This is a genomic window from Planctomycetota bacterium (assembly GCA_021414025.1).
Classification (GTDB): Bacteria; Planctomycetota; Phycisphaerae; order Phycisphaerales; family SM1A02; genus SYAC01.
Genome location: JAIOPG010000002.1, coordinates 124,384 through 136,070 on the forward strand (window position 1 = coordinate 124,384; position 11,687 = coordinate 136,070).

General features: G+C 63.3%; 8 protein-coding genes and 1 tRNA gene. 5 read left to right on the forward strand and 4 right to left on the reverse strand.

Annotated features, from left to right (window positions below):
* Positions 1-64 precede the first annotated feature (64 nt).
* Positions 65-2,389 (reverse strand): hypothetical protein, encoded by a 2,325-nt coding sequence (locus K8R92_01150; GenBank protein ID MCE9618499.1) that lies wholly within the window; start codon positions 2,387-2,389, stop codon positions 65-67.
* Between the two features lie 569 nt (positions 2,390-2,958).
* Between K8R92_01150 and K8R92_01155 the strand changes: the two genes are divergently transcribed.
* Entirely contained in the window at positions 2,959-4,035 is a 1,077-nt protein-coding gene (locus K8R92_01155) for a hypothetical protein (GenBank protein ID MCE9618500.1), read from the forward strand.
* A gap of 58 nt (positions 4,036-4,093) precedes the next feature.
* Here the strand turns inward: K8R92_01155 and K8R92_01160 are convergent, their stop codons facing one another.
* A complete protein-coding gene (locus K8R92_01160) occupies positions 4,094-6,085 on the reverse strand; it encodes an ATP-binding cassette domain-containing protein (protein MCE9618501.1) in 1,992 nt (663 codons plus the stop codon).
* Positions 6,086-6,206: 121 nt separating this feature from the next.
* Here K8R92_01160 and K8R92_01165 point away from each other — a divergent pair, with 121 nt between their 5' ends.
* From K8R92_01165 to K8R92_01180, 4 genes are all read left to right on the forward strand, one after another.
* Entirely contained in the window at positions 6,207-6,989 is a 783-nt protein-coding gene (locus K8R92_01165) for a TylF/MycF family methyltransferase (GenBank protein ID MCE9618502.1), read from the forward strand.
* 53 nt (positions 6,990-7,042) lie between these two features.
* Entirely contained in the window at positions 7,043-8,125 is a 1,083-nt protein-coding gene (locus tag K8R92_01170; protein ID MCE9618503.1) for a chromosome condensation regulator, read from the forward strand.
* 117 nt (positions 8,126-8,242) lie between these two features.
* Entirely contained in the window at positions 8,243-8,593 is a 351-nt protein-coding gene (locus K8R92_01175; protein MCE9618504.1) for a metalloregulator ArsR/SmtB family transcription factor, read from the forward strand.
* The gene (locus tag K8R92_01180) at positions 8,590-9,570 is read left to right on the forward strand and encodes an SRPBCC domain-containing protein (GenBank protein MCE9618505.1); all 981 of its coding nucleotides are present in this window, start codon (positions 8,590-8,592) and stop codon (positions 9,568-9,570) included. The genes K8R92_01175 and K8R92_01180 overlap by 4 nt, the downstream gene beginning before the upstream one ends.
* A 19-nt stretch (positions 9,571-9,589) precedes the next feature.
* On the opposite strand, the gene K8R92_01185 is transcribed toward K8R92_01180, so the two are convergent.
* Positions 9,590-9,663 (reverse strand) — tRNA-Arg (locus K8R92_01185).
* A gap of 43 nt (positions 9,664-9,706) precedes the next feature.
* Positions 9,707-11,686: a hypothetical protein gene (locus tag K8R92_01190; GenBank protein ID MCE9618506.1), complete on the reverse strand. Its 1,980-nt coding sequence runs from the start codon at positions 11,684-11,686 to the stop codon at positions 9,707-9,709.
* Position 11,687: the final 1 nt, after the last annotated feature.

The following is an 11,687-nucleotide window of genomic DNA, read 5'->3' on the forward strand; positions in this document are numbered from 1 at the left end:
CGCGCGGGTCCTTGCGTTCGAATTCTGAATTGAACTCGAGAGTGTTCGCAGCGCCTTGGCGCCTTCATTCGCCGGAGTGGAACAACGGCGTCTTGACCCAGTGGGTCAGCTTGTGCCATGCGTCGGAGTTGGTTCCCGCCATCAGCGCCACTTCCCGCAGCGCCCGCACATTGATCTCCTCGCGCACGTTGAGCAGGATCGCCAGGGCCGGGGCGCGGCGCTGGAGCTGGTCGAAGTTGTCCTTGGAGATGGTGAAATCATCGTTGGCCCAGAGCTTGCGGGCCTCGATGATCTGGTTCAGCAGCTCGTCCAGGGCGCTCTGGCGGGTCTGCAGCAAGACATCGGCTTGGTCTCGGGTTTCGTCCTGCGGCAGCTCCGCGACCATCTGGTTGAGCATGTCCTCGGCGGGGTGGCGGTCGTAGAAAATTTCCGGATAGGCGAAGCGCCAGTAGGCGCGCTTCAATTCGCGGGCATCATCGGTGGCGAGGGAGCTGCAGGTGCCGCGCAAAATCTCCTCCTGCACCTCGACGCGGGCCCGCGCGGTCGGCTCGACGCTTTTGGCCGCCGCGGCAAGGATCTCGCGCAGCCGCGTTTCACCGGCCGCCTGGTCCTGGTCGTTGAACTTGAAGTCGGTGATCAGCTTCTTCATGTTGAGTACGAAGCTGCGCAGCGCGTCGATGGTGGCCACCCGCAGACGGTCGGAGCTCTCCACCAGCGGCACGGCGGCGTCGATGATCGCCGCATCGGTGATGGCGTTGGCCTCGGGGGAGAGCTGGGCCTGGGCGAAGGCTGCGGGCAGGTCGATGGTGGCCTCGCGGTCGATCGCCACCAGCGAGCCCGCGGGGATCTTCCGCCAGTCGATGCTCGACGCCGTCACCGCGCGCTCGATGCGCAGGCGCTCGACGCGGGGATCGTTGGGGTCCAGTCCCAGCACGGCCGCGAGCTCGGCGATGGTCTGGTCCTCGATCTCGGTCAAGGCGTTGCGCGCCGAGTCGACCTCGGTCACCAGCGTGCGCAGGCGCCGCTGTGCCTCCGGGATCGAGATGTCGGAGGATGAGGCCTCCTTCATCCGATCTTCGGCGTCCTTGATTTTCTTGGAGCGCTCCTGGAAGGCCTGATTCCACTTGTCCACGCTGTCGGCCAGCAGCGTCATGGAGACCGCGGTCTCGGTGTCAGAGTGGGGCTGCAGCGGACGCAGCCGGCTCTCCACCCAGGGCTCGAAATCCGGGGGCAGGAAAAGCGCGAAGGTCTCGGCGCTCTTGCGGATGGGCCAGCCATCCGGCGCGGCCTCGGGCGGCGGCGGCGGAATCAGCGCGAAAATATCGCCGAGCACCTCGCTGGGAAGCAATCCCGCAATGCTGGAGCGAAGCTGCTCGCCGGATTGCTTGCGCAGCGGCTCCAGCAACTTGCGGTAGGGCTCGCCGGCCGCCTTGATCATGGCCATGTTGCGCTGCTTGAGCAGTTCCTGCCGCGCGTCCTTGGCCAGCTTGGCGCGGGGATCGTCCTTGCCGCGCATCATGGCGTTGGCGATCCGCAGGGCGATGTCGCGGTCGTCCTTCTCCCACGCCAGCACGATCTTGGCGATCTCCACGCGCTGCGCCTGGTCGAGGTTGGGCAGGCGCACGATCACCATCGGCGCCGCCTTCTGCCAGTCGGTGGGCTTCCACGATTCATGATTGACGAATCCGATCTTGAATCGCTCCACGGCCTCCTGGTCCGACAGACCCCCAAGCATTTCGATGGTCCGCAGGTTCAGGGCCACGATGCGATTGGCGGCCTTGTTCACAGCCTCGTCGTTGCCGTCGATGGGGCGGCGGACGTTGGCCGCGGCGAAATCGTTGGCGGCCGGCAGCAGGTCGCGCGCATAGGTCCGCATGTGATCGTCGAACATCGCCCGCTTGTCGGCGGGCAGATCCAGGTCGGCGAGCACTTCGCGCAGGTCGATGAAGGACTGGTAGCCCGGCAGGGCGATGCTTTTGGCCCGCGCGATGGCCCGGTCCATCGCCAGGTCCTCGATCAGAACCGCATGCTGCGGCCCGATGCATTCGCCCCACTGGGCAAAGAGATTCTGATCCAGCAGGGTGAGCTGCGTCAGCAGGGCGCCATGGCGGCGGCGCAGCTGCTCCATGAACTCGATGTCCTTGAGCCAGGAGCCTTGCATCTGCGGATCCAGCGCGTTGCTGCGCTGGCGGATGGCGCCGGTGATTCCAGTGATTTCCCGCTGCACCACGGCCTGCCATTGCGCGAGATATTCGTCGTGGGCGTGGTCGATGCAGGCCCAACTCTGCTTGTCGCCGTGAAAGCCCGCGCGGATCAGGCTGCTGGTGCCCACCGGCATCGGAACCACGTCGAAGCGGAAGGGCGTGGCCTTGCACGCGGGCAGCGCCATCAGGCACACCGTAATGAGTGACGCCAAGCGCAGCCAGCGCGTCAATCCGGTCGGGAGTTGAGGGCGTCCACCACGCATGCGTGCATCTTGACACGATTCATTTTGGAAAGGCCATCGGACTTGAGCCAAATTTCACAAAAATGCAAAAAGGGCAAGATTATTTGGGACCCAGCGGGAAATGCATGAAATTGCCAAGCCGACTTGCTTTCCGCGATTTGAATTCGACAGTGTCGCCGTGCACGACGGGCCAAGGAGGGTTGGTCCGAACGGCAATCGGGGACGGCCTCGCGGGTGAAAGGGACCCGCGAAGCCGGGAAAAACTTGCGGCTGGGGAGCCGCGAGTGTTGGAAAGAGATTGCGGTTCTGGGAAAAGGGAACCGCAAGAATTGAAAGGCTCGCCGCGGAGGAAAACCGCGGGCGAGTGCGAGAGTCGCCCGGACGCGCTGGGGAGCGTCGTCCGGGCGACTCTGGCTGGCAGGGTCAAATTCAAATCAGTGCAGCAGAGGTTGGAATTGTGCGCTCGCGGCGCTTGCCGCGGCGCGTCAAGTCAACATTTCGAGGCGCTGAACATGAAGCAGGACCGCTCGACCGATCAAAATCAAACCCCGCGAACTCGGAACAAGGGAACCTTCCTGAGGTCGCTGGGTTTGGCTCTCGTGGTGGCCGTGCCCATGGTTTCGCTCTGGAGCGGCTCCTTCGTGAACATCGTCAAGGCCAATTCGACCGGGGTTTCGGGCTTGGGGTCCGCCGCGCCGTCGACTCAGGACCTCGAGCAGAACAGCGACCGCAATGATCGCGCCCCGGGCGTGATCCTGGTGCCGGAAGAGGAGCCCACCCTGCAGGGGGCCATCGACCGGGCGGGCGACGGCAGCGTGATCATCGTGGCGCCGGGCGAGTACCGCGAGAATCTCTCCATCCGCGGCCGAAAGGTTTCCCTCTGGGCGATGGCCGGCGCCGAAGCGACCGTCCTGTCGGGCGATGGCCGCGAAGGACCCATTGCCATGATTGAGGACTCGAAGGTCTCCTTCGAGGGCTTCCAGATCCAGAATGGCCGCGGCGAGAACGGCTGCGGCGCGTTGCTGGAGCGCAGCAACGGAACCTTTACCGATTGCCGCTTCATGAACAACAAGGGCGGATTGGCCGCGAACGATTCGCAGGTCCAGCTTGACCATTGCGTGGTCGCGGAGAACAACTCCTCCTACGCGGGCGGCGGTCTTCGGGCGACCAAGTCCGAGGTGCGCCTGAGCGACAGCGAGTTCAATCACAACGCCGCGGGCACCTTCGGCGGCGGCGTCTACGCCTCCGGCACAACAATGCGCCTGTACAACGTGGGCCTGGTCGACAATCGCGTCATCAGCGGCGCCTGGGGCGGCGGCCTTTACGCGGATGGCGGCAATCTGGAGGTGGACGCCTGCCTCATCTCCGGCAACGCGTCGAATGTGTCGGGCGCGGGCATCTACGCCTTCGGCGTTCGGGCCCGCATCTACGGCACCGACTTCGAGGGCAATGTCGCGGCCAACGCGATGAGCGTGGACGGCGAGCACACGCTCTTCGACATCCAGAATTCGCCCCTGGAAATCGCGGATGAAACCCTGGTGGAGGCGGCCGCGGAACCGGCCCCGCTGACTCTGGCGTCGGACAACTGATCAACGAGCAACCACCGCAGGCCTGCCTTGGAGGAAACTTCGAGGCGGGCTTTTTCTTTTACGAGTGATCGGCGCGCTGCAGCCAGGATTGCTCGGTGGCGTGCAAGCGCGCGACCAGCTTCTCGCGGTCGTCCAGGAGCGTGGCGAGCTTCTTATGGTTGCGCGCGGTCTCGGGAAGGGCGATCGTGTTGTCCAGCGCCAGGATGTCCGCGGCCAGCTTGCGGGTCTGGTTCTCCAGATCCTCGATGGAAAGTTTGGCGAAGGGATCGGGAGCGGATTTGGTTTTCGATTTCGTGCCGGACTTGGGATTGGCGCTGTCCTTGGAAGCGGGCTTGTCCTTGCCATGCGACTTCGCCGAAGTCGTGGAAGATTTTTGAGCAGGCGTTGCTTCCAATTTGGCCTTGGCGGCCTGCTTCGCAACCCACTCGTCGTAGTTGCCGTCGAAGACCGTCGCGTTGCCATGTCCGTCGAGAATGATCAGGCGATCGCAGGTCGCGGCGAGCAGGGCGCGGTCGTGGCTCACCAGCAACAAAGCGCCGTCGTAGCCGCCATCGTCGGGGTCGAGCGAAAGTGCCTCTTCAAGGCGCTCGGCACTGGGAATGTCCAGATGGTTGGTCGGTTCGTCCAGCACGAGAAGGTTGTGGCCGCCCGCGACCAGTCCCGCGAGAACAGCGCGTGCGCGCTCGCCGCCGGAGACTTCGCCCAGCAGCTTTTCCTGCTCATAGCCGGAGAAGAGGAAAGCACCGGCGAGGTCGCGCGACTCCTGCTCGTTCAGCTTGCCCAGGCCGGGCCGCGCCGGAACGGTGCGCTGGAGGTATTGCCAGACGTTCAGGGTGTAATCCAGATGCTCGTGGGTCTGCTTGAACCAGCCCGGATGCAGCTTGGGACTCTGCCGCACCGTTCCCTTGTCGAAGGGAATTTCCCCCAGCAGTGTGCGGATGAGCGTGGTCTTGCCGGCGCCGTTGGGACCGATGATGCCGATGCGGTCGCCGGGCTTGATCGTGATCGTCAGTTCCTTGAAGAGAAGACGGTCGCCCAAAGTCTTCTGCAAGTCTTCGCAGACCGCGACCGAGTCGCCGATGCGCGGGCCCTTGGGCAGCGAGAGTCGCATCGAGTCGAGCTCGATCGGGCGCTCCACCAGGTTGTCCTCCTTGAAGCGCTCCAGGCGGGTGGCGCGGCCGCGCGCTTGTTTGGCGCGCTGGCCGGCCTTGTAGCGCAGAATGAACTGCTCCTCGGATCGGATCTTGTCGAGCTGCTTCTCATGGACGCGCATCTGCGAGAGGTGACGCTCGCGGCGCAGATCGACGAAAGCGTGGTAGTTGCCGGGGTAACTGCGGGTGGTGCCCTCGTGGATCTCCTCAATGCGATGGACCACCTTGTCGAGCAGGCGGCGATCGTGGCTAATGATCACCACGGCGCCCTGGAAAGTGTCCGCAAGAAAAGTTTCGAGCCATTCGCGGCCGACGATGTCGAGATGGTTGGTCGGCTCGTCCAGCAGCAGGGCGTCGGGCTCCTCAAGAAGTAGCCGGGCCAAACCAAGCCGGGCTTTCTGGCCGCCGGAAAGTCCCTTGACGGGAATGTCGAATTGCTCGTCGGTGAAACCCAGCCCGTGCAGCACGGCCTCTACGAGGTGGTCGCTGGACCAGCCGCCCGATTGTTCGATTTTCGCCTCGAGCGCGATCTGCCGCTCGAAAAGTTTTTCAAGGGCGTCGCCCTGGGCGGTCGCCATCTCCTCGAAGACATGGTCCAGCTCCGCGCGGGCATTTGTGCCGGAGCTCAAGCCCTGTGCCGCGGCGGTTTGCAGTGTGAGGGACAGATCGAAGCGCGGCTCCTGCTCCAGATAACCAAGCCGCGCGCCGCGCAGCAGACTGACTTCGCCGCCCTCGGGCTTCAGCTTGCCGCAGAGAATCTTAAGCAGCGTGCTCTTGCCGCAGCCATTGCGGCCGACCAGGCCGACGCGCTCGCCCGGCTCGATGGCGAAGGTGGCGCCATCCAGGACGGTCTTGGCGCCGAGGGTGATGCGAAGATTGGTTGCGCTGACCACGGGCATGGGCGTCGAAGAGTAGTGCTTTTTGCCGGGAATGCGAAATGAGCGGATGGATATGATCCGACGGCCCGAGGTTGAAGGGCGCGGTCATCGATGTTGAGAGAGCAACGGACGACGAACACACATGAAACTCCCGAAATTGGGCGCGCCGAAACTGGACCAGATCATCAATTTCTTCATGCCCGTGTTCTGGGGAACACGGGATGACGCGCAGGTGGAAACCCAGTTCCGTCAAGTGGCGGCCAACGTGGCGCCGGGCATCCATTTCGCCGACAACTTCTTCACCTGGGGGCGCAACAACTCCATGTTGGACGACGCGGAGTTCATGAAGTCGTGGGAGAGCAACGCACTGAACATGACGGACAAGGGGATCCTCTGGAGGCGCTATGTCCTGGCATGCGCCGCCTACCACTGCGTGCAGCTTGACGGAGATTTTGTGGAATGCGGCGCCTACACGGGCACCGCCGTGAAGACCGTCATGGACTATCTGGGCGGTCCCGCGTTTCCCAAGACCTTCTGGGCCTACGACCTCTTCGAGCACAACGAGGCGATGCTGCATCACTCCCTGCCCGCGCACGGCAAGGATCTGCACGAGCAGGTGAAGCACCGCTTCCGCGACTACCCGCAGGTCAGGATCATCAAGGGATTCATCCCCGATGTCTTCGCCGAGCACGCGCCGGACAAGATCGCCTACATGCACATCGACATGAACCAGGCGCCCGCCGAGCTCGCGGCCCTGGAGGGCCTGTTCGACCGCATGGTTCCGGCGGGCATCCTGGTGCTGGATGATTACGAATGGACGCTGGGCTATCGCGGTCAGAAGCTCGCGGAAGACCCATGGTTCGAGGCGCGCGGCTACCGGGTCATGCCCTTGCCGACGGGGCAGGGACTGGTCATCAAGCGATAGAGAAAATTGAGAATTGGGTTTGTTTCACCTGCTTCCAGAGGTAGGCTGCTCAAGTGAACACTTTCTTCCGGGAAATCAACGTCGCCCGCTTTGCCGTCCGCCTGATCGCGATCGCCTGCGCGGCGATCTCTTCGGTTGCCAATGCGCAATCCGTCGTGTGCTGGGGAGACAATTCCGTGGGCCAGTGCAATGTGCCCGCAAATCTGGGCGAGGTCACACAGGTGTCTGGGGGCTGGTACCACACCGTCGCATTGAAATCCGATGGCAGCGTGGTGTGCTGGGGAGACAACTTTTACGGTCAGTGCACTGTGCCCGCGAATTTGGGCTTCGTCACGCAGGTGTCCGCGGGTCCGTACCACACCATCGCGCTGAAATCCGACGGGACCCTCGTGGCCTGGGGGCGCAACGATTTCGGACAGTGCAACGTGCCTGCGAATTTGGGAACCATCGTCCAGGTGTCCGCGGGCGAACTTCACACAATGGGCATTGAATACCCGGGCTTCGTGCAATGCTGGGGAAACAACGCGTATGGTCAGTGCAATGTGCCGGGAAACCTGGGTCTGGTCTCGCAGATTTCGGCGGGCCCGATTCACTCCACGGCGATCAGGGCCATCAACAGCTCCGTCCGATGCTGGGGCGACAACAGTCAGGGACAGTGCAATGTTCCTGGAGGATTGGGTTTGGTCTCGCAGGTTGCCGCGGGCGTGTACCACACCATCGCTCTCAAATCCGACGGCACGGTCGTGTGCTGGGGGCGCAACATCGAGGGACAGTGCAATGTGCCTGCCAGCCTGGGAACCGCCACACAAGTCGCGAGCAATTCATTCCACACCATCGCGATCAAAGCCGACGCGACCGTCGCGTGCTGGGGGTACAACGATCATGGCCAGTGCAATGTGCCCGCCAGCCTGGGAGCGGTCATGCAGGTGGCGGGTGGCCTGCTCCACACCATCGCGCTGAAAGTTCCGTGCGTTGGCGATCTCGATGGCTCGGGCGAAATTGACAGCGCCGACATTGGCTTGATCCTTCTGGACTTTGGACCATGCCCCGGCTGTCCCACCGACCTGAACGGCGATGGCGAGGTGGATGGTGCCGACATCGGGTTGGCGCTGCTCGGCTTTGGGCCGTGTCCGTAAAAACAACTTGATCCGTCCGAAATGGTGCGGCTATTTCCGTGTGGAAATGTCCTTGACTGGCCCGCGATTTGTAATTAACCTTCAGGTTAACTACAGGAGCACGGCCGCATGACCGCACTGCAGAACACCCTCGATCGCACCTTTGCCGCGCTGGCCGACCCGACGCGCCGGGCCATGATCGCCCGGCTCTCCAAAGGCGTGGCCAATGTGTCCGAGCTCGCCGCGCCGTTTCTCAAGAGCATGAGCCTGCCCGCGGTGACCAAGCACCTGAAGGTGCTGGAGCGGGCGGGCCTGGTCACAAAGACCAAGGACGCGCAGTGGCGGCCATGCCGGCTCAACGGTGTGCCGCTGAAGGACGCCACGGCCTGGATGGAACACCACCGGAAATTCTGGGAAGAAAGTTTTGATCGACTCGACGCATATTTGAAAACCGTTACCAGCGAGAAAAAAGGAAGGCACAAGAAATGACCAACGCAACCCCATCGAACGAAATCCGCCTGACCCGCATCTACGACGCACCGGTGAGCGTGGTCTGGGACGCCTGGACCGACCCCGCCCAAGTGGAGCAGTGGTGGGGGCCGCGCGGCTTCACGCTGACCACGCACAGCAAAGATCTTCGACCGGGCGGCAAGTGGATCTACACGATGCACGGACCAGACGGCACGGACTATCTGAATGTGACCCCGTACTACGAGGTCGTCAAGGAATCCCGGCTGGTGTACGACCACGGAGGCGGCGAAGACCGGCCACCACTGTTTCGCGTCACCGTGCAATTCACGGACCTCAAGGGCAAGACGAAAATGGAATTCAAGGCGGTGATGGCGACCGCGGAAGTCGCGGCGGAGATGCGCAAATTCATCAAGAAGGCGGGCGGCGACGGCACATGGGACCGGCTCGGCGAATACCTGGTGAAGAAGCTGTCGGGCAAGGAGCACTTCATCATCAACCGGGCGTTCGACGCGCCGATCGACACGGTGTTCCAGATGTGGACCGACCCGAAGCATTTCTCGCAGTGGCTGCCGCCCACGGGTTTCACGATGGAGTTCCGCCGCGCCGAGATCAAGCCCGGCGGGAAGGCGGTTTATTCCATGAGCAGCGAGGATGGAACCATGACCATGTTCGGGCGGGTGGAATATCTGAAGATCGAGAAGCCCGGATTCATCGTCTACACGCAGCAGTTCTGCGATGCGAACGAGAACATCTCGCGCCATCCGAAGGCGCCCACCTGGCCCGAGACGATGCTCACCACCGTTCAGCTGGCGGCGGAGGGCGCCGACCGGACGCGAGTGACTGTCACTTGGGAACCGCACGGCAAGGTGACGCGCGAGGAGCTTGAAGCGTTCGTCAATGCGCGGGCGGGCATGACGCAGGGTTGGACGGGTTCGTTCGACAAGCTGGAGGCGAGGCTCGCGGACACAGTGCGGACCGCGGGGCATCTTGTTTGATGGATCGATTCTTCAGCAACGCACGCGGTTGGATTCGAACCAACGACCCTCGGTTTCGAAGACCGATGCTCTATCCAGCTGAGCTACGCATGCAATCGACGGGGATTCTAGCCAAGAACATCCGAATCGTCCCACGCTAGATCCGGTTCAACGCCGCCGCGCAATCATTCGCAAGCGGCTCGATGGAGAGCGGTGCACCGACAGCCTTGCGCATCCACAGATCCGGTGTCAGTCGCCCCAGGCTGGTGATGCGCTTGGTCTCGCCCGCCAATTCCTTGCCGCGCATGAACGAGCGAATCTGGTGGCTCATGACATGGCCGATCGTGTAGTCCGCCAGGTACAGCGGATGCGCCACCATGTGCTGGTACGCCGCAAGCAACCTGTTGCGGTCCTTGCCATGCAGCGGCTCGTAGAAGCGGCTCCACAATTGATCTGCGATTGCGATCACCTGGTCTCGCAGTTGCTCAGCGCTCGCTGTGGGATTGGCGTAGATCCATCGCCATGTGTAGAGCTCGAGCAGGCTCGGCCCCGCGATCTGGCACGCGGCCAGCATGGTTCCCACGGAGTCGAGATCGAAACTTCGCTTCACTTCCTCCGGCTTCTCAAGGCCAAGCACGCGGCGGCCAAGCGACTGGTAGAGGAACGCGAACGCCTCGGTGCACGCGGTGTTGGGAACATTGCGCAGCAGCGGACGCGGCGCGAAGTGCGTGCTGCAGAGCTGCTCCAGGTTGTGGCCGAGCTCGTGCATCGCGGTGTCGAAGCCATCCCAGCCGAACTCGCGGTCCAGGCGGCTGGTGCGAAGCCACGCGCCGTACTCGGGCATGCCCGGACGCATGGCGTGGCCGGAGCCGCGGGCGATCTCCACGCGGATGCGGCTGCCCAGGAAATGCGAGTCGTCCTTTGAGAAGCCCAGCGACTGCAGAATCTCCGGCAGCTTGCGCTCGAACTCTTTCTCGTCGGGGAAATGCTTGGCGACAACGGCGTTCATCTCCTCGGGCGGGCGCGATTCGGCGATGTCCTCGAAGTAGACGTCGTGCGGTTCCAACGCCCGGCCCAGCCGCTTGCGCAGCCACGCGGCAATTTGCTCGCGCACCGGATGCTCGAGCAGCGAAATCAATAGACGCTCCACTTCAGCCTCGGGAATCTCGCGGGCCAGGTCGAACTTTCGCGCGATGGCGGTGGGGGCTTCCGGATAGAGCGGATCAAATTGCGCCGCGAGATCGCGCTGCGAATTCCAGAACTGGTAGCGCACTGCGCCGAGCGTCTCGCCGCACTCGCCGCCGCCGATCTTGTTCGTGTCGGGGTTCCAGTCGTCGGAGCCCTTGCATTCCATGACGGCTTTCGGAATGGTCCCGTCGATGTGACGCCCCATGACGCGCATCAACGCGCGCTGCTTTGCCAGTCCGTCGGGGTCGCCGTAGCCGGCCTTGACCTCCTCGCGCACCAGCCAGTGCGCCAGCAGCTTGCGGTCGGGCTCGAACCATCGCTTGCCCTGCTGGTCCACCATGCGTCCAACGGGAATGTGGAAGCCGCTGACAAACTGGTTGGCTTCGTGCGTGACCTTGCGAGCGCGATCGGCCAAGTCCATGGGAATGCGCGGGCCGAACGCCTGCGCGAGCCGTGCTTCCGCCCAGCGGGTCGTCGACCAGGTCGCTCCCTTGGCGAGCATCTCCGCGAGCGTGCCGCGGTCGAAGTTCAGCAGGGCGATGAAGGCGACCTTCTGCCGGTAGAACTGGTCGGAAAGATCCGGCGCCGGGTCGAACTTGGCCAGCGCGTCGTCGACGCCGGCGAAGGTGTCGGTTTTGACATCGCTCCACCAGCGCAAGTCGCGGCGAATCTCATAGAGGTGCCCGCCGACGCTTGTGAGCATTTTCTCGAGCCGGTCGAGCAGGCGGGTGACATCGGCTTCGGCAGCGACGAAGTTCGTCGTGCAAAATGTTGTGAAGTCCTCCGCGGTTCCATCGTCGCTGCGCCAGCGCAGGGCGACCTGCTTCACGCCCGTCTCCGCGCGTTTCTTCGCGGCTTCGCCATGCTGCTTCACCAGTTGCGTGATGACGGCTTCTGTGGGAAGTGAATTGGCTTTCGACGCGGGAACGGTGGCTTGCGCGCTCTTCATG

What these genes read in the sequence shown, in the direction of transcription:
- K8R92_01150 (MCE9618499.1), bottom strand. Translation starts at nt 2,389, where the DNA reads ATGGCGCTGCCCGCGTGCAAGGCCACGCCCTTCCGCTTCGACGTGGTT.
- K8R92_01155 (MCE9618500.1), top strand. Translation starts at nt 2,959, where the DNA reads ATGAAGCAGGACCGCTCGACCGATCAAAATCAAACCCCGCGAACTCGG.
- K8R92_01160 (MCE9618501.1), bottom strand. Translation starts at nt 6,085, where the DNA reads ATGCCCGTGGTCAGCGCAACCAATCTTCGCATCACCCTCGGCGCCAAG.
- K8R92_01165 (MCE9618502.1), top strand. Translation starts at nt 6,207, where the DNA reads ATGAAACTCCCGAAATTGGGCGCGCCGAAACTGGACCAGATCATCAAT.
- K8R92_01180 (MCE9618505.1), top strand. Translation starts at nt 8,590, where the DNA reads ATGACCAACGCAACCCCATCGAACGAAATCCGCCTGACCCGCATCTAC.
- K8R92_01190 (MCE9618506.1), bottom strand. Translation starts at nt 11,686, where the DNA reads ATGAAGAGCGCGCAAGCCACCGTTCCCGCGTCGAAAGCCAATTCACTT.